The organism is Bradyrhizobium pachyrhizi (assembly GCF_001189245.1).
Lineage (GTDB): Bacteria > Pseudomonadota > Alphaproteobacteria > Rhizobiales > Xanthobacteraceae > Bradyrhizobium > Bradyrhizobium pachyrhizi.
In genome coordinates this window covers 104,626-121,950 of sequence record NZ_LFIQ01000058.1, presented here as the reverse complement: position 1 = coordinate 121,950, position 17,325 = coordinate 104,626, and the positions used below count along the sequence as shown (strand labels likewise).

The 17,325-nt window shown below is 64.6% G+C and carries 20 protein-coding genes and 1 pseudogene; 9 read left to right on the top strand and 12 right to left on the bottom strand.

Annotated features, from left to right (window positions below; translation table 11 throughout):
• Window positions 1-45: 45 nt before the first annotated feature.
• From AKL29_RS12330 to AKL29_RS12315, 4 genes are all read right to left on the bottom strand, one after another.
• Complete coding sequence (locus AKL29_RS12330) at window positions 46-921, bottom strand: PCC domain-containing protein (RefSeq protein ID WP_050384349.1); 876 nt, start codon at window positions 919-921, stop codon at window positions 46-48.
• A gap of 4 nt (window positions 922-925) precedes the next feature.
• On the bottom strand, window positions 926-2,566 hold the full coding sequence (locus AKL29_RS12325; RefSeq protein ID WP_050384348.1) for an acyl-CoA synthetase: 1,641 nt from the start codon (window positions 2,564-2,566) through the stop codon (window positions 926-928).
• 210 nt (window positions 2,567-2,776) lie between these two features.
• The gene (locus AKL29_RS12320; RefSeq protein ID WP_028332114.1) at window positions 2,777-3,178 is read right to left on the bottom strand and encodes an SPW repeat protein; all 402 of its coding nucleotides are present in this window, start codon (window positions 3,176-3,178) and stop codon (window positions 2,777-2,779) included.
• A gap of 180 nt (window positions 3,179-3,358) precedes the next feature.
• A complete protein-coding gene (locus AKL29_RS12315; protein WP_050384346.1) occupies window positions 3,359-4,303 on the bottom strand; it encodes a tetratricopeptide repeat protein in 945 nt (314 codons plus the stop codon).
• A 100-nt stretch (window positions 4,304-4,403) separates the two neighbouring features.
• Here AKL29_RS12315 and AKL29_RS12310 point away from each other — a divergent pair, with 100 nt between their 5' ends.
• The gene (locus AKL29_RS12310; RefSeq protein WP_050384345.1) at window positions 4,404-4,676 is read left to right on the top strand and encodes a GNAT family N-acetyltransferase; all 273 of its coding nucleotides are present in this window, start codon (window positions 4,404-4,406) and stop codon (window positions 4,674-4,676) included.
• A 111-nt stretch (window positions 4,677-4,787) separates the two neighbouring features.
• Here AKL29_RS12310 and AKL29_RS12305 read toward each other — a convergent pair whose 3' ends face one another.
• Window positions 4,788-5,579: a fumarylacetoacetate hydrolase family protein gene (locus tag AKL29_RS12305; protein WP_028332117.1), complete on the bottom strand. Its 792-nt coding sequence runs from the start codon at window positions 5,577-5,579 to the stop codon at window positions 4,788-4,790.
• 105 nt (window positions 5,580-5,684) lie between these two features.
• Window positions 5,685-6,098, bottom strand: coding sequence for a DUF3597 domain-containing protein (locus AKL29_RS12300; protein ID WP_028332118.1), 414 nt, complete (start codon window positions 6,096-6,098; stop codon window positions 5,685-5,687).
• Between the two features lie 288 nt (window positions 6,099-6,386).
• On the opposite strand from AKL29_RS12300, the gene AKL29_RS12295 reads away from it, so the two are divergent.
• The 3 genes from AKL29_RS12295 to AKL29_RS12290 all read left to right on the top strand — a co-directional run bounded on the left by AKL29_RS12295 (window position 6,387) and on the right by AKL29_RS12290 (window position 8,345).
• Window positions 6,387-7,298 carry a DUF2189 domain-containing protein gene (locus AKL29_RS12295; protein ID WP_028332119.1) on the top strand — a complete coding sequence of 304 codons (912 nt, stop codon included), beginning with the start codon at window positions 6,387-6,389 and terminating at the stop codon, window positions 7,296-7,298.
• Between the two features lie 83 nt (window positions 7,299-7,381).
• The gene (locus AKL29_RS42790) at window positions 7,382-7,522 is read left to right on the top strand and encodes a hypothetical protein (protein ID WP_160321740.1); all 141 of its coding nucleotides are present in this window, start codon (window positions 7,382-7,384) and stop codon (window positions 7,520-7,522) included.
• A gap of 7 nt (window positions 7,523-7,529) precedes the next feature.
• Window positions 7,530-8,345, top strand: a complete 816-nt coding sequence (locus AKL29_RS12290; protein WP_050384344.1) for a lytic murein transglycosylase — start codon at window positions 7,530-7,532, stop codon at window positions 8,343-8,345.
• Between the two features lie 135 nt (window positions 8,346-8,480).
• Here AKL29_RS12290 and AKL29_RS12285 read toward each other — a convergent pair whose 3' ends face one another.
• Window positions 8,481-8,765: a hypothetical protein gene (locus AKL29_RS12285; protein WP_050384343.1), complete on the bottom strand. Its 285-nt coding sequence runs from the start codon at window positions 8,763-8,765 to the stop codon at window positions 8,481-8,483.
• 722 nt (window positions 8,766-9,487) lie between these two features.
• Between AKL29_RS12285 and AKL29_RS40600 the strand changes: the two genes are divergently transcribed.
• The 4 genes from AKL29_RS40600 (at window position 9,488) to AKL29_RS12270 (ending at window position 12,665) form a co-directional block, all read left to right on the top strand.
• Window positions 9,488-9,640: a DUF1127 domain-containing protein gene (locus tag AKL29_RS40600; protein ID WP_016846063.1), complete on the top strand. Its 153-nt coding sequence runs from the start codon at window positions 9,488-9,490 to the stop codon at window positions 9,638-9,640.
• A gap of 110 nt (window positions 9,641-9,750) precedes the next feature.
• A complete protein-coding gene (gene trmFO, locus AKL29_RS12280) occupies window positions 9,751-11,184 on the top strand; it encodes a methylenetetrahydrofolate--tRNA-(uracil(54)-C(5))-methyltransferase (FADH(2)-oxidizing) TrmFO (protein WP_050384342.1) in 1,434 nt (477 codons plus the stop codon).
• A 5-nt stretch (window positions 11,185-11,189) separates the two neighbouring features.
• Entirely contained in the window at window positions 11,190-12,293 is a 1,104-nt protein-coding gene (locus AKL29_RS12275; RefSeq protein ID WP_028332123.1) for a serine/threonine protein kinase, read from the top strand.
• 87 nt (window positions 12,294-12,380) lie between these two features.
• Window positions 12,381-12,665 (top strand): DUF1488 family protein, encoded by a 285-nt coding sequence (locus AKL29_RS12270; RefSeq protein ID WP_028332124.1) that lies wholly within the window; start codon window positions 12,381-12,383, stop codon window positions 12,663-12,665.
• Here the strand turns inward: AKL29_RS12270 and AKL29_RS12265 are convergent.
• Genes AKL29_RS12265 through yajC form a run of 5 tightly spaced genes read right to left on the bottom strand, consistent with a single transcriptional unit; the run spans window position 12,662 to window position 16,954 of the window.
• A complete protein-coding gene (locus tag AKL29_RS12265; RefSeq protein WP_050384341.1) occupies window positions 12,662-13,525 on the bottom strand; it encodes a phytoene/squalene synthase family protein in 864 nt (287 codons plus the stop codon). The genes AKL29_RS12270 and AKL29_RS12265 overlap by 4 nt on opposite strands.
• Window positions 13,522-13,905 carry an Mth938-like domain-containing protein gene (locus AKL29_RS12260; protein ID WP_018271534.1) on the bottom strand — a complete coding sequence of 128 codons (384 nt, stop codon included), beginning with the start codon at window positions 13,903-13,905 and terminating at the stop codon, window positions 13,522-13,524. Before AKL29_RS12260 ends, AKL29_RS12265 begins: the two co-directional genes overlap by 4 nt.
• A 6-nt stretch (window positions 13,906-13,911) precedes the next feature.
• On the bottom strand, window positions 13,912-14,946 hold the full coding sequence (gene secF, locus AKL29_RS12255; RefSeq protein WP_028332126.1) for a protein translocase subunit SecF: 1,035 nt from the start codon (window positions 14,944-14,946) through the stop codon (window positions 13,912-13,914).
• Between the two features lie 10 nt (window positions 14,947-14,956).
• Window positions 14,957-16,558: a protein translocase subunit SecD gene (gene secD, locus AKL29_RS12250; RefSeq protein ID WP_028332127.1), complete on the bottom strand. Its 1,602-nt coding sequence runs from the start codon at window positions 16,556-16,558 to the stop codon at window positions 14,957-14,959.
• Window positions 16,559-16,597: 39 nt separating this feature from the next.
• On the bottom strand, window positions 16,598-16,954 hold the full coding sequence (yajC, locus tag AKL29_RS12245) for a preprotein translocase subunit YajC (protein WP_026192737.1): 357 nt from the start codon (window positions 16,952-16,954) through the stop codon (window positions 16,598-16,600).
• Window positions 16,955-17,144: 190 nt separating this feature from the next.
• Here yajC and AKL29_RS44715 point away from each other — a divergent pair.
• Window positions 17,145-17,325: pseudogene (locus tag AKL29_RS44715) on the top strand (AAA family ATPase); the annotation flags it as partial.

The following is a 17,325-nucleotide window of genomic DNA, read 5'->3' as shown; positions in this document are numbered from 1 at the left end:
CCGGCCTTCGCCGGGACGACGATGGGGATGGAGCGTGCAGTGCCCCTACGGCTGCTCCGCCTCCTCAAGCACCTCCAGCGCCAGCTCCATCGTCATCAGCACCGGATTGTCGCCGCGCACCAGGCGTCCCTCGGCGATGCCGCCGAGATAGTCGACCAGTGCGACGTCGAGCTCGGCATGCAGCCGGCCATCCGCGTCCGGTGCGATCTCGCCCGCGGTCACCGCGAGCTCGGTCGCGAACGGCACCACGCTGTGGCCGTCGGTGAGGACGGCACCGATGGTCGAGCCGACGCCGCCATGCAGCCGCGCACGCAGGATGCCGTGCTGGCGGCAGAAGCCCTCCAGCGCGCAGGCAAAATCCTGGTTCGGCCGCAGCCGCAGCACGAAGGCATGGCTCGTGGTCCTGGCCCCACGCGGCGCGCTGGCGACGGGACCGAACAGCTTGAAATTGGTCTCACTGTCCGCTTCAGCCAGGAACGTCGCGCCGTCGATCCCGAACGCGTTCACCTCGAACGGCTCGGCGACAATGGTTTCGTCCGGCAGCATGTGGCCGCCGTTGAAGCGGCCGTCGGCTTCGGTCCACAGGCCGTGGCAATGAAAGAACGGCGCGCCGTCACGTTCGCCGAAGGTCAGCGCCGCCAGCTTGAGCCGCGTCACGCCGTCGGGACGGAACGTGTCGCTGTAGAACGCGGCGTTGACGCCATCCTTCGACAGCGCCGGCATCACATAGGCGAACGGCCCGAGCGCGCCGCTTTTCGCGCTCAGGACGCCGCCGAAAAAACCCTCCGCCGCAAAGCCGCGGCGCACGGCTTCGAGCAACGGAATGCCGGCCTCGAGCACGAATGAAAAGGCGCGGCCGCGCGCGCTGATCCATTGGATGCGCTCTTGATGCGGAGCGCCGGGCTGGGCGATGCTGCGCATCGCCTCAGGCGCCCGTCGATTTGGCGATCGCCTCGAGCAACCCGCGCGCCTCGAGCTCGTCGCGGATCAGCCGCTTCGGCACCTTGCCGTAGCCGGATTTCGGCAGCGCCTCCCAGAAGAAGAAGCGTTTCGGCATCTTGTAGCGCGGCACTTTTGGCGCGAGATAGGCGGCAAGCTCCGCCTCCGCGACCGCCTCGGTGCCCTCGCGCGCGACGCAGACCGCGACGCCGACCTCGCCCCAGAAGGGATCGGGCACGCCGAGCACCGCGACCTCGCCGACCGCGGGATGGGTCAGGAGCTTCTCCTCGATCTCGCGCGGATAGATGTTGGAGCCGCCCGAGATGTACATGTCGGAGGCGCGGCCGGTGATGTAGACGAAGCCCTCCTCGTCCATGTGGCCGAGGTCGCCGGTGCGGAACCAGCCGTCGCGAAACGCCTTCGCGTTGGCCTCGGGGTTGTCGTAGTAGCCCGCGAACACGCCGGGACCGATCACGCAGATCTCGCCGGTCTCGTGCGCCTTCAGCTCGCTTCCATCGTCGCCCTGGATCGAGACCTGCATCCCGGTGCGCTCGAAACCGCAGGTGCCGATCCGCGCATGCGGGCCGTCCTCGGGATGGTGCAGGCCGGGCGGCAGCACCGTGATGTTGCCGGTGACCTCGCCGAGACCGAAATACTGCACCAGCACGCCGCCGAGCTTGTTCAGCGCCGCCTTCTGGTCCTCGCGATACATCGGCGCGCCGGCGTAGATGATGTAGCGCAGCGAGGAATGGTCGTGTTGGTCGGCGGCGGGATGCTCGACCATCATCTTCAGGATGGTCGGCACCGTGAACATGTTGCTGACGCGATGCTTGGCGATCAGCCGGAAGGCTTCGGCGATGTCGAACTTTTCCGACGGCAGCAGGATGGTCGGCACGCCGCGCGCGGTCTGCACCAATTGATGTACGCCGGCGCCATGCGACAGCGGCGCCACCACCAGCGAGGCGTCCTCTTCCGTGGTGCCGGGCATCAAGTCGGCGAGATGGTTGGTGATGACGAAGGCCATCTGGCCATGGGTCAAGACCGCGGCCTTGGAGCGGCCGGTGGTGCCGGAGGTGAAGAAGAACCAGCAGGGATCGTCGTAGTCGACGGCAACGTTCTCGACGACAGCGCCGGCGTGCTTGGCGATGACGTCGCCGAGCGTCGCCTCGCCGAAGGCGCCCTCCTCCCCAATCCGCCAGACGAATTCGAGCGCGGGATTGGCGGCTGCCTTGGCATGCTCGGGGAAGTCGGCGTGGCAGAGAAACGCCTTGGCGCCGGAAGCCGCCGCGAGATAGGCGACCTCGTCCGGCATCAGGCGGAAATTGGTCGGCACCCAGACCGCGCCGAGCCGGAAGGCCGCGAACATCGACCAGAACATCTCGTCGCAGTTCTTGGAATGCACCAGGATGCGGTCGCCCTTGACGATGCCACGCGCCGCCAATGCCGCCGCCAGCGCCGAGACGTTCTGGTCGATATGGCGCCACGACCAGGCCTTCTCGTTCCAGACGAAGCCGGGGCGATCGCCGTGCCGGCGGGCGTTCTGGGTCAGGATGTAGGCGAGGTTCATCACCCGGCGCGATACTCGCGCGATCCCGCCGCGCGGCGCGGCAGCAGCCGTCCCGCTCATTGCCGCCCCGCCGATACGCACAACAGACAGGGCAAGGTCAGGACGGTCATCGGGTGTTTCCTCGGTCAGAACCGGGCGTCTTCAAGCGCCGCAAGGGATTGGTACCGCCCGGTTTATCGCCAAGCCGCCGCCTTCGGCAAGGCCCGCCGGGCGCAGCCCGATGATTCCGCGCGCCGGTGGCGGTCAACCCGTTGTTTTCTGCCCAGGCCGCTACTGGGGGTGCTTGGCGAGTTCCTGCTCGCTCAGGTTCCAGTCCTGCCACAGCTGCAACGCGCCTATAAAGGCGACCAGCGCGCCGAGCAGGATGTGCCAGAACTGCAGCGCGTGGTCCTCGGCGTAACCAAAGACCATGGGCGACGCCATCAGCCAGAGACCGAGCAGGATGCTGGCCACCTCCTCCCAGCGGTGCAGCGCGACATATTCGAGCTGGGCGATGCCGAGCACCAGCATGCCGACCATGAAGCTGTTGAGGACGAGGTGGCTGCGCTCGATATCGACGGCGCCGCTCACCTGCATCGGAAACCAGGGAGAGACCATGATCAGCACGCCGAGCAGCATGCCGAACCAGTCCTCCCAGGGACGGTGTGTGTTGAAGAAACGATTGTCCGACATGACGAACCTCCTCCGACAAGAGGCATACGTCGGCGGCCGGCTCCGCCACTCCGTACCAGACGACCATCCGGCCGCATCAGGGGCGTATGTCTGACATCAAACCTAATCGAACTGCATCCATTCGCAAGGCCTGTGCCGCGTGTGCGCGACACGGCGGGAGCAGCCGTGGCCGGCAGGATGTCACCGCGCCCCGCCGAGCCGCGCCAGTGCCCCCTTGGCGCTCTGGAGATCGGGCTGCAGCTCGAGCGCCTTGCGGAAATCGGCCGCCGCGCCCTTCTTGTCGCCGAGCCGTAGCTTGGCTTGGCCGCGATTGTTCCAGGAATAGACGTCGGCGGGATCGTATTGCAGCGCCTTGTCGTAATCGGCGAGCCCGCCCTTGTTGTCGCCCTGAAAGAGCCGGATCATGCCGCGGTTGCGCCAGCCGCGCGCGTCGGTCGGCGCGATCCTCGCCGCCTCGCCATAGTCGGCGGCGGCGCGATCGAGCTGCTCGGTATCGCGATAGACATTGCCGCGGTTGATGTAGGCGAGCACGTTGGGCTCGAGCTTGATCTCGGTGGTGAAGTCGGCGATCGCATGCGCCGCATCGCGCTTGCGGTGGTAGACGAAGCCGCGATTGCCGTAGGCGGTGGCGAGTTGCGGATTGAATTTGATGGCGAGGCTGAGATCGGCCAGCGCGCGGTCGAGATCGCCCTTGTTGAGCCAGGCATCGCCGCGGTTGTTGTAGGCCAGCGCGAACGCCGGATCGATGCGGATCGCCTCGTCGTAATCGGCAATCGCATGATCGAGATCGCGCCTGAAGGCGTAGACGCGGCCGCGATTGGTGTAGGCGCAGGCATAGGCGGGATCGAGCTTGATGGCCTCGTTGAGGTCGGCGAGCGCAGCGTCGAGCTCGCGCTTCTCCGTCAGCCCATGGCCGCGATTGCAATACGCCCCGGCCAGCCGCTTGCCGGCCTCGGCCTTGCCGTCGATCACCGTGGTGCAGGCAGCCACGCGGTCGCCGGGTGCCGTCGTCAGGCCGACGCAGGTCTGCCAGCTCGGATCGTCGGTGGCAGCGGCTTGCGGCGGGTTTGGAAGCATCAACGCGACGCCGAGCAACACGGCGGTCAGACAGGCCAAAATGCGCATATCGTCAATCCACAAATGCCAATTTGCGGGTTGGTCGCGGCTTTGCACCGGCCGGTTCACACGCTTACATCAGGGCCTGTGAATCAACCGGGATTTTGCGATGGCCGCCGTCCGCGACAACAGGGACCAAAACCGCTTCGAGCTCGACACCGAGGGCGGCCTCGCTTTTGCGAACTACCGGCGGACGCCCGCGGCCGTCATCATCACCCATACCGAGACACCGCGCGCCCTGCGCGGCCGCGGCATCGCATCGGAGCTGGTCAAGGGTGCGCTGGATCTGATCCGCGCCGACGGCCGCAAGGTGATCGCCGGCTGCGGTTTTGTGGTGGATTACCTCAACAAGCATCCGGAATACGCGGACCTTGCCGGCTAGAGCCCGTTCCGTTCCGATGGAATCGGAACGGGCTCTAGCTTTTCCTTATGACGCGTCTTCTTTACGCGAACAGGTATCCACTTCGCTCGAAAACGCTTTGCGCCGCGTTCGTCAGACGATCTTGATCGACATGTCGGGCAGGCCTTCGAGCTTGCACAGCAACACGTCGCCCTTGACCACCGGACCGACGTTCTCCGGCGTACCGGAATAAATGATGTCGCCGGCCTTCAACTCGAATGCCTCGGACAGCTTTGCGATCTGCTCGGCGACGCTCCAGATCATGTTCTTCAGATCCGAGCTTTGTCGCACCGTGCCGTTGATCGCGAGCGAGATGGCCCCTTGCGTGAAATGGCCGGTCTTGTCAGCCGGATGGATCGGCCCAAGCACCGCGGCATGGTCAAAGCTCTTGCCGATCTCCCAGGGCTTCTTCTCCGCGGCCATGCCGTTCTGCAGATCGCGCCGCGTCATGTCGAGGCCGAGCGCGTAGCCATAGACATGATCGAGCGCCTTGTCGGCCGGAATATTGGTGCCGCCGGATTTCAGCGCGGCGACCAGCTCGACCTCGTGGTGATAGTTCTTGGTCAGCGACGGATAGGGATGATCTGCGACGGTGCCGATCGCGACATTCTGAACCGCATCCGTCGGCTTCTGGAAGAAGAACGGCGGCTCGCGCGTCGGATCCGAACCGCGCTCGATGGCGTGCGCGGCGTAGTTGCGGCCGATGCAGTAGATGCGGCGAACCTGGAACACCTCGCTGGCGCCGACGATCGGGATCGTCACGGCGGCGACCGGAAACATCGCCTTCGGCGTGGCCTCGGCATGGGCCGGCGCGGATTGCGCGGCGGCGCCGGCCAGTGCGAGGGCGCCGGTCGCAAGCATCGTCCGGCGATCGAGATCAGTCATGGGCGTTCTCCTTGTTGTTGTTGGCCGACCTATAGATGTTCGCCGATCGATAAAAAAGGGCCCGCGTTGGCGCGGGCCCTTTCTATGCACGGGAGGATGATCCCGTCAGTGCTTGATGTCGGGGGGCAGCTTGCCGCCATTGGCCGCGAGCTTGGTCATCACCTGCTTGTGCAGCCAGATGTTCATGCTGGCGGAATCGCTGGTGTCGCCGGTGTAGCCGAGCTCCTTGGCGAGCTCCTTGCGGGCCGACAGGCTGGAGTCGATGTCGAGCGCCTTCATCAGGTCGACGATCGAGGTCCGCCACTCGAGCTTCTCGCCCTTGGCGGCAACCGCCTTGTCGAGGATCGGGGCGACGTCAACGGACTGCGCCGGCGCCGCGCCGGCGGGCACTGCGGCAGGAGACGACGATGCGCTGCCGGATCCACCGGCGGGGGCTGCGCTTGTGGCCGTTCCGCCGGCGGGCGCAGCGGTGGCGCTGCTGCCGAAGATCGCGCCCATGATTTTTCCGAAAATGCTCATCGTTCGCTCCCAAGAGAGTTGAGATGTGAAGGCCAGACGGCCTTGGGGCGCCTGACCGAGGTCACAGTTCAAGTCTATCGCCCCCTCCATAGCTTGCCAATGCGACATTCACTTAAGCGTGAGTGCTTTTGGCGCAGTTTGGGAGTAGCCTCATTGCACAGTTCGCGACACGGCCAGTTCCCTGCTCTGTCTTTCGCGTCTGGCTTGATCGTGATCGCTTCGAGAGGCGGCAGGTTTGTGCCCGCGTGCCGGGCGCCAGATGCGACCGCGCAGAGGGAGACAACGACCATGGCCACATCATACCAAGGCAATGTCAGTTCGATGACGCAGAGCGGACAAGGCGCCGCGTCTGCGCCGGTCATCCGCACCATCGGCCTGTCCGATTTGCATCATGCGCTGCGTCTCGGCTGGGAAGACTTCAAGGCGGTGCCAAGTCATGCCATCGTCCTCTGCCTGATCTATCCTGTGCTCGGCCTCGTGCTTGCGCGCACCGTGCACGGCTATTCCGTGCTCCCCCTACTGTTTCCGCTGGCCGCGGGCTTTGCCCTACTCGGCCCGTTTGCCGCCATCGGCCTCTACGAGATGAGCCGCCGCCGCGAGGACGGCGGGGAAGCATCTGCCTGGGATGCCATGGAGGTATTCCGCTCACCGTCATTCGGCGCGATGCTTGGGGTCGGAACGCTGCTGTTCGCGCTGTTCGTGACCTGGATCGCCACCGCCCAGGCGATCTACACGGCGGTGTTCGGCTATGAGACCGCGGCCAACATTCCCGATTTTGCCGCGCGCGTGCTGACCACCCAGCAAGGCTGGTGGCTCATCGTGGTCGGCTGCAGCGTCGGCTTCCTGTTCGCGCTCGTCGCGCTTTGCATCAGCGTGATCGCCTTCCCCATGATGCTCGACCGCCAGGCGACCGCCGGCGAGGCCATGGTGACGTCGATGCGCGCCGTCGCACAGAACCCGGTGCCGATGGCGGCCTGGGGCCTGATCGTCGCGGTGCTGCTGGTGCTGGGCACGATCCCGTTCTTCCTCGGGCTTGCCGTGGTGATCCCGCTGCTCGGTCACGCCACCTGGCATCTCTATCGCGAGGTCATCGTCAAGGATCCGAATGCGCGGCCGGTGATCCCCGAACCGCGCGAACGCAAGCCCGCCGCGGACTTTCCGGCCAATTTGTTTCCGTGGCGGCGCAGCGATCGCGGCTAAGCGCCGCTAACCCGGATTCGTAAACGTCAAAGCAACCGCCGGCCGATATGTTCGGTCGGCGGTTTGTCGTTCAGGATCGTCAAATGGGTGTGAAACTGGCGTGGCATTTGCAGCGCTGCCTGAGAAAAAACGGCTCGGTCACGAGCCTTGTTTTGGCCGCTGTTGCCGCGAACATACCCGCCGCCTTTCGCGACCAATCGATGACATCGCAGACTCCGGAGTGAATTGCCTATGACCTCTCGCTCTTGCTTTCGCACGTTCGCCATCGGCGCGTGGCTCCTGACCTCGACGGCATCGGCGCTGGCCGCTCAATGCGGCACGGGCACGTTCGAATCCTGGCTCGACGATTTCAAGAAGGAGGCTGCGACGAAGGGCATTTCGCAGAACGCGATCCAGGCCGGATTGGCTGGCGTCACGCAGGACAAGGCGATCCTCGCCCGCGACCATTCGCAGCAGGTGTTCAGCCAGACCTTCGAGCAATTCTCGGGCCGCATGGTGCCGCCGCGGCTCAATCGCGGCTCCGACATGATGAAGCGCTACGGCTCGGTGCTGTCGCGAATCGAGGAGGCCTACGGCGTACCGGGCGAAATCCTCGTCGCGATCTGGGGACTGGAGACCGATTTCGGCGTCAACACCGGAAAGTTTCCGACCATACGTTCGCTGGCGACGCTCGCCTATGATTGCCGCCGCTCCGACATGTTCAAGGCCGAGTTGATGGATGCCTTGCGTATCGTCGAGCGCGGCGATCTGCCGCCGCAGGAGATGCGCGGCGCCTGGGCCGGCGAGATCGGCCAGACTCAATTCATGCCGTCGTCCTACATCAAGTTCGCGGTCGACTTCGACGGCAACGGCAAGCGCGACCTGCTGCACAACGCGCCCGACGTGCTGGCGTCGACGGCGAACTATTTGAAGAGCTATGGCTGGAAGAAGGGCAAGGGCTGGGAGCCCGGCAGCGAGAATTTTGCGGTGATCCAGCAGTGGAACAAGAGCGAGGTATACGCCAAGACGATCGGCTACTTCGCGACCCAACTCGCCAAGGCTCCGTAGCGCTTTCACTGCCAGCTTGCATGGCGCAGCGCGGCGAACCTTCTGCTCTGACTAGATCAAAGCTGGTTCAGCTACGAATGAATCAAAAAGGGCCGACTGCCCCAGGCAATCGGCCCTTATCGCTATGATCAAAACCTACTTCGCCGTGCTAGCTTCGGCAGCCTTGCTGAGATGCGCGCCGCAAGCGCCCCACTTGTTGTTCAGCATCGCGTCCTGGGCGAGCGAGACTTCCTTCTCCGCCGCGAATTTGACCTCATTGTCAGCCATGGCTTCGACTGCAGCTTCGGTCTTGCCGAGATTGGCACCGCTGCAGCCGAGGCCCGCGTGATGACGATGCGCGGCCTGAGCGGGAGCGACAGCATAGGCAACGGCAGCCACGGTGGCTGCTGCGATCAATGTCTTAATCATGGGATGATCCATCTGTTTTTCTTGGACAGATCCCAGCGTGATTGCGGAATCTGCGGAACGATTATTCGCTGTTCCCGACACCGTTCAGAATGAACTTCGCGCGATACAAATGTGATGAGCGCTGCGCGCGCATCGCGCATGCGTTGCATAGCCTTTTGATTACGTGTCGGTAAGGAAGCGCCGCCGCAATAGCTTTGCTCGATGCATTCACTTCAATCGAGCTGCGCTTCCGATAATCAGCAGACCGTTCGCGCGGCAGGCAAAAATCCGAACGGCGAGAAGGACCAAATTACCTCCGAGGTCAATGCGGCTGATTGACGCTGCGCCTGCCTAGGTGTCCGCGTCGTCATGTTATGAATACATACTCATTCATACCGCAACATTCAGCATGCGAATCACGCATGGAACACGTCGCCGTGATCCGGCGTCAGCCGTGCGTCATCCCTTGACCGAACGGTCCGTAATTACCATGTAGACGGCGTAATCCAGCGCGCTATCATCCTTCTAACTCACTGATCTCAAGATGATTTTGACGTCATCGTCCGATTCTATGGAACTTTGGTCCACGGGTCCTGTCTCCATGCGCCAAACGGTTAACCGGAACTTACCGTCGCTATGCGTTTTGAGCTTAGCTGCATCGCAACATCGGAACTACCGCACTGCACTATATCATCTATATTCACTTCAACGATGAGGCTTTGGAAAAGCTGAATCTGAATTACTAGGAGACTACCATGTTGCTCTCGCTCATCCGCATGATCCAGGCTTTCCGGGATTATCAGCGCAATGTCAGCGAACTGTCCCAGCTCAGCGATCGCGAACTCGCCGATATCGGCCTCGACCGCTCGGACATTCCGCGCGTTGCTGCCGGCACCTACAACGGCTAATCGGCCGCAAGCCATCTGCTGAACGGATAACGCCCGCTTCCACAGCGGGCGTTGTCGTTTGTGGTGCGGTTTCAGATGCATATGAGATCAAAACGCGCTAACGCTGCGCGATGACACCGCATCAATCCTCTTCGCAACCCGTGCACATCGTGGGCGCGGGGCTCGCCGGCTCGGAAGCCGCCTGGCAGGTCGCCAATGCCGGCGTCCGCGCCGTGCTGCATGAAATGCGCCCGCACCGGATGACCGAGGCGCATCGGACCGAAGGCTGCGCCGAACTGGTCTGCTCGAACTCCTTCCGCTCCGACGATGCCGCCAACAACGCGGTCGGGCTGCTGCACGCGGAGATGCGGCGGCTGGGCTCCCTGATCATGCGCTCGGCCGACGCCAACCAGGTGCCCGCCGGCGGCGCGCTGGCGGTCGACCGCGACGGCTTTTCGGCCGCCGTCACCAAGGCGCTCAACGAACATCCGCTGATCGAGATCAGCCGAGAGGAAGTCGCAGGGCTGCCGCCGGCCGACTGGAGCAACGTCATCGTCGCGACCGGTCCCCTCACCTCGGCACCGCTTGCCGACGCCATCAGGCAGCTGACCGACGAGAGCGCGCTGGCGTTCTTCGACGCGATCGCGCCGATCGTGCACAAGGACTCCATCGACATGTCGGTGGCCTGGTTTCAGTCGCGCTACGACAAGGTCGGCCCCGGCGGCACCGGCGCCGACTACATCAACTGCCCGATGACGAAGGAGCAGTATGACGCCTTCGTCGCGGCGCTGCTCGACGGCGAGAAGGTCGACTTCAAGGACTGGGAGACCAACACGCCCTATTTCGACGGCTGCCTGCCGGTCGAGGTGATGGCCGAACGTGGTCACGAGACGCTGCGCCACGGGCCGATGAAGCCGGTGGGATTGACCAATCCGCACAACCCGACCGTCAAGCCATATGCGATCGTCCAGTTGCGGCAGGACAACAAGCTCGGCACGCTCTACAACATCGTCGGCTTCCAGACCAAGCTGAAGCACGGCGCGCAGCAGCGCGTGTTCCGCACCATCCCGGGCCTCGAGAACGCGGAGTTCGCCCGCCTCGGCGGCCTGCATCGCAATACCTTCCTGAATTCGCCAAAGCTGCTCGACGGACAGTTGCGTCTGCGCGCGCAGCCGCGGCTGCGCTTCGCCGGGCAGATGACGGGCTGCGAGGGTTACGTCGAGTCGGCCAGCGTCGGCCTGATCGCCGGCCTCTGCGCCGCCGCCGACATGCGCGGTGCCGCGCTGACGCCGCCGCCGGCGACGACAGCGCTCGGCGCGCTGCTCGGCCACATCACCGGCGGCCACATCGAAGCGATCGAGGCCGGTTCGCGCTCGTTCCAGCCGATGAACATCAATTTCGGTCTGTTCCCGCCGCTGGCCAGTGCGCCGACCAAGAAGCCGGACGGCTCGCGGCTGCGCGGCAACGAGAAGACCGTCGCCAAAAAGCAGGCGATCAGCGCGCGCGCGCTCGCCGATCTCGACCACTGGATCGCAGAGCATCTGCGCGTTGCTGCAGCGGCCTGACAGTCATGAGCTTGCCGAAAGACGATGACGCCACCCTGTCGGTGCGGTGGAGCCAGGGCGTGCTGCTCAAGCGCGACGTGTTCTCGACCGTCGAGCGCGGCCGCTTCCGCGCCGATGACGGCGAGGTCGACGGCGTGCTGCGCCGGCTCGATCAGGTGCCGTTCTGGTCGTTCGCCCTGGCGCTGCATCTGTTCTCGCGCGAGCGCCGCGCGCTGGCCTTGGCGCGCGATCTCGACGTCGGGCCGAAGCTGTTGTGGGCCGGCCGTCGCGCACTGGTGCGCGGCTTCATCGATGGCGCGGCGCTGCATCTGGCGAAGCCGCACGGCGACGTCGCCTATTTTCGTTCCGCCAAGGCGGCGTTGCGCAAGCTGCATCGCGCCGGCATCTGCCACAACGATCTCGCCAAGGAGCAGAACTGGCTGGTCGGCCGCGACGGCCGCGCCTATCTCACCGACTTCCAGCTTGCCGCCTGCTTCAAGACCCGCAGCCGACTGTTCCGCATCGCCGCCTATGAGGATCTGCGGCATCTGTTGAAGCACAAGCGCAGCTACGCGCCGGAGGCGTTGACGCCGAAAGAGCGCAAGGTACTCGCAAAGAAGTCCGCGGTCGCCAGCATCTGGCTCAAGACCGGCAAGAAGGTCTATCAGGCGATCACGCGCGGCATCTTCAATTTTACCGACCGCGAAGGCGGCGGCCGGAGGCTGGTCAACGACGCCCCGGTATTGATCGATCTGATCCGCAAGAATCCGCAGGTGCGCGACACCGCGATCGTCGCCTTTGCCGACCGGCGCGTCGGCGTCGGACTCTACGCCTTCGTCGAGGCGGACCAGTCCGCGCTGGAAAAGACGCTGCGCAACGAGCTTACCGCGGCAAGGGGCGTCAAGCCGCCCGAACACATCCAGGTCGTGCACGCGCTGCCGCGCGATGCCGCCGGCAAGCCGCGCACCGAAATCCTGCAGCTCGTCGCCATGAACCAGATCGACCTGATCGAGCCGATGATGCGCAGCGACGCCGATCGCGAGTTCCTCAAGGACATCCTCGAGCAACGCAAGAATCTGCGCGACCGCTTCAATTTTGAAGTCGCCGAGATGGACCGGCCGGCGGGTTAGCGCGCGCTTCCCGGCGCGTGGCCCTCGACAAACGCGGCGCGAAGCTTCACTCTTTGCGAGGGGTAGCGCGCTCAAGGGACAAGTTTAATGCCACTCACCCGTGGCCGGATCGGGGGATACGATTCCGAACGACTGGCGTTCGGATTCACCATGATGAACGGCGACCAGGAAATCGAATGCCAGATCAGCGACGCCGCGTTGGACGAGCTGGCCGGCACGCGCGGAACGGCGAGCATGGCGCGGCAGGCGCAGTTCGTCGCGCTGCGCGACGCGGTCGAACAAATCGCATCCGACATCTATGACAGCGGTCGGATCGTCAGGGGCACAACGATCCGGATCTTCACCAAGCACATCGCGAAAGAGCAGAGCTAGCGACCGAACTCCTCCGTGCGCGCGGCTCGCCACAACGTCCAGAGCGTGCGCAGGCGCGAGACCGGCTTCGGCAGGAACGGGTCGTAGTCCTCCCTCCTCGCCCGGGTCAGCTCGCGCCTCACGCAAGCGAGCGTCAGGAAGATCGGCCTCACGCCGGACGGGACATCCGCAAGCAGCCCGAATGCGGTCTTGAGATGGCCCTGCGCCTCGTCCGCAAGCTGATCGATCGCGGCACGGATGTTCGGCGTCACCTTGCCGGCGAACACCTCCTCCTTGCTGCCGCCGTGCTGCTGCAGCAGTTGTAACGGCAGAAACAGCTGATGCCGTGAGGCGTCGCGGCCGAGCGAAGCGATGACCTGCGCCATGCCCTGGGCAAGACCCGCATGACGGGCCAGGTGATCGATCGCCTCCGACGGCCGCGCCACCACGCGCGTGGCCTGCGAGAACAGCACTGAGGCCGTGGCGTCGAGATAGCCCTCGAGCGCGGCCAGCGACGGCATCGGGTCGTTGTAGAGATCGAACTGGTGCTCCTCGACCAACTGCGAGAATGGCGAGACCGGCAGACGGTGATTGCGGATCGTGTGCAGCAGTTCTGCTGCAACCGGATTGCCCTCGACGCCGCCATGGCCCGCGCCGGCCAGCATGTCGGTCCACCATTGCAGCCGCATCTCGCCGGGCAGCGGCTGGCTGACCTGCTCGTGCACGCGCGAGACCTCGATGTTGAAGGCGTAGATCGCAAGCATCGCCCGCCGTTCCGGGCCCGGCAGGAACAGGGTCGACGCGTAGCGCACGAAGTCATGGCTCCGCACCAGATCGGCGCAGAAGGCCGCGCCGTCCTTCGGTGCCTCCGTCGCGCTCATGGCACCGCGATCAGCGCCGCCGCGACGCGACGCCGCTCGCCCAGCATGATGTTGTAGGTGCGGATCGCAGGTCCCGTCTGCATCGGATCAAGCACCACCCGCACGGCCCGCAGGGCCTCGCGCAAGCCCTTTGGCGGGACCCAGACGTCGGTGCCGGTGCCGACGATCAGCGTGTCGATCGCATTGGCGGCCGCGAACACCTTTTGCAGCGAGTATTCGTCGATCTCCTGCGGCCTGGTGACCGGCCAGGCCCAGATCGAGTCAGGCAGGCACAAGAGCGAGCCGCGGTGCGACATATCGGCAAACGCGAAGCCGCCCTTGCCGTAGGCCTCGATCGGCGCCGACCTCGGAAGATGGGGAGCGTCCGAGGAGTTGCTCATGACCGGCTACTTCTTGGCTGCCGCCGTGTCCGGCTTCTTTGCCGGCGCGTCCTGCGCCGCGTCTCCACCCCGCGTGGTGTGAACACCGAGATAGATCAGAATCGGCGCCGCGATAAAGATCGATGTGTAGGTGCCGACCAGCACCACGCCGAACATCATGACCGCGGTGAAGCTGTGGATCGCCTGGCCGCCGAACAGCAGCAGTGCGAGCAAAGCCAGCGTCACGGTGACGTGGGTGATGATCGAGCGCGACAGCGTCGAATTGATCGATTCGTTCAGCAGCTGCGGCATCGGCATCTTCTTGTAGCGCCGCAGCATCTCGCGGATACGGTCGTAGATGACGACGGTATCGTTGAGCGAATAACCGAGAATCGTCAGCAGCGCCGCGATGCTGGTGAGGTCGAAATCGACCTGGGTGATCGACATGAAGCCGATCGTGAGCACGATGTCGTGGACGTTGGCGATCATGGCGCCGAGTGCGAACTGCCATTCGAACCGGAACCAGAGGTAGATCAGGATGCCCATGATCGCGAACATCAGGCCGATCATGCCGTAGGCCAGCAGTTCGCCTGAGACGCGCGGTCCCACCACCTCGACGCGACGGTAATCGACGGATTCGCCGAGCGCGCCGCGCACTTTCGTCACCGCATCCTGCTGCGCCTTGTCGCCTCCGGGCTGCTCGGCAACGCGGATCAGGACTTCCGCCGGACCGCCGAACTGCTGCAGCTGCACCTCGCCGAGGCCAAGGCCGTTCAAGGTCGTGCGCATCGCGGCGATGTCGGCGGTGCCGGACTTGGCCTGCACCTCCAGCAGCGTGCCGCCCTTGAAGTCGATGCCGAAATTCAGGCCGTGGGTGAAGAACAGCGTGATGGCAAGGATCGAGAGCAGCGCCGAGATCGGGAAGCTGATGCGGCGAAAGCGGGTGAAATCGAAATGGGTGTCGTCCGGAACGATGCGCAGCGCCGGCAGCAGGCCGAGCGCCGCGACCACGGTCAAGACGGCGATCAGGATGCCAAGGCCAATGAGAACGGTATGAGTCACAACAGGCCTCTCAGATCGGCACGGTTTGCGGCCGCTTCCACCGCACCCAGCCGGCGACGATCAGGCGCGTCAGGGTAAAGGCGGTGAACACCGTGGTGATGATGCCGATGCCGAGCGTCACGGCAAAGCCGCGGACCGGTCCGGTGCCGATGTAGAACAGCACGGCGGCGGCGATGAAGGTGGTGATGTTGGAGTCGAGGATGGTCGCCAATGCCCGCTTGAAGCCGGCGTCGATCGCCGAGATCGCGTTGCGGCCGCCGCGCAATTCCTCGCGGATGCGCTCGTAGATCAGCACGTTGGAGTCGACCGCGATGCCGACGGTCAGCACGATGCCGGCGATGCCCGGCAACGTCAGCGTGGCGTTGAGCAGCGACAGCAGTCCGAAGATCATGGCGACGTTGATCGCCACCGCGATGTTGGCGAACACGCCGAACAGCCGATAGGTGATCAGCATGAACACGATGACCAGGATCGAGCCGACATAGGCTGCGAGCTCGCCCTTCTCGATCGAGTCCTGTCCGAGGCCGGGACCGACGGTACGCTCCTCGATCACGGTCAGCGGCGCCGGCAGCGCGCCGGCGCGCATCAGGATCGCCAGATCGTTGGCCGACTGCACGGTGAAGCTGCCGGAGATCTGGCCCTGTCCGCCGGTGATCGGCTCACGGATCACGGGCGCCGAGATCACCTTGTTGTCGAGCACGATCGCAAACGGCTGGCCGACGTTTTCGGCCGTCGCCTGCGCAAATTTGCGCGCTCCCGACGTGTTGAACTTGAAGCTGACGATCGCCTCGCCGGTGCGCTGGTCAAAGCCGGGCTGTGCATCGGACAGTTCGCCTCCGGAAACCAGAACCTGTTTCTTGACGACATACGGAACCGGCGGCGGTGACGCGCTCATCAAGAGTTCGGAGTCCGGCGGCAGGCGGCCCTGCTGGGCCTGGTCCGGCGACACCGAGCTGTCGACCATGCGGAATTCCATCTTCGCGGTCTTGCCGAGCAGCTCCTTCAGGCGGGTCGGATCCTGCAGGCCCGGCACCTGGACCAGGATGCGGTCGGTGCCCTGGCGCTGGATCACCGGCTCGACCGTGCCGAGCTCGTTGACGCGCCGTTCGACGATCTGGATCGATTGCTCGATGGTCTGCCGGATTCGCTCGGTGACCGCGGCCTGCGGCACCTTCAGGCGGATCAGGCCGCCGCCCGCGTCCTCAACCTCAAGGCTGCGCTGGCCGCTGGAGCCGAGCAGGCCGCCGAGCGGCTGCGACAGCTCGCGGAGCTTCGACAACGCCGTCGCCTGGTCGCCTTCCTTGGAGATGCGGACTTCCACCGCGTCGTTGCGGACCACGAGGCCGGTGTAGCCGATCTTGGCTTCACGAAGCACCTTCCGGACATCGTCGCGGATCTGGTCGAGCTTCTCCTTCTTCACGTAGTTGGAGTCGACTTCGAGCAGCAAATACGAGCCGCCCTGCAAATCGAGGCCGAGGACCAGGCGCCGCTGCGCCCAGGCCGGCCAGGTCTTCACCTGCGCTTCGGGGAAGAAATTGGGCACGGCGCACAGGCAGACCACCAGCGCTGTCAGGATAATCCCCAGCGCTCGCCACCGCGTGAAATACAACATCGAGTTGACCCGTCAGATTCCAAAAAGGCACCGCGGCAATCAGCTCGCGGACGCCTCGTCCTTGGCGTCGCCCTTCGCCGGCTCACCCTTGGTACGCACACCCGAGATCATCTGGCGCATCTGGCGCACGCGAACGCCGTCCGAAATCTCGAACTCGATCTGGTCGTCGTCGACCACCTTGGTCACCTTGCCGACGAGGCCGCCCGAGGTCACCACGGTGTCGCCGCGGCGGATGTTCTTCACGAGGTCCGCATGGTCGCGCACCTTCTTCTGCTGCGGGCGCAGAATCAGGAAGTACATGATGACGAAGATCAGCGCGAACGGCAGCAGCGACATCAACATGCTGTTGGTGTCACCAGTCGCTCCAGCCTGGGCAAACGCAGGAGTAATCAGCATTCGGACGATCCTCGGATAAGACGGGAAAGAACCGGCAGCGCCCTCGGATTCGGGGCGGTATGGCGGTCCGGACAAATTCGCGCGGACTATAGCGGCCGCGGTCCCAATTGCAACGTTAACGGACCTTCATTTAGGGCGCTTGCGGGACCGCCGCCAGCCCGATAAGGCTGCGCCGTCAGGAACTGGACAAATGCCGAAAAAAGCCAAGAAATCGACCAGTAAAACAGCCCGCAAAATAGCCCCCAGAGCCGCCGCCAACAGCGCCGCAAAAGCCGCGACAAAAAGCCCGGTAACGCCGCTCGACGGCGCGACCGCCGAGCGGATCGCGAACGCCCTGGAGACCATCGCGAGCCGCCTCGCGGCCGCCTCCC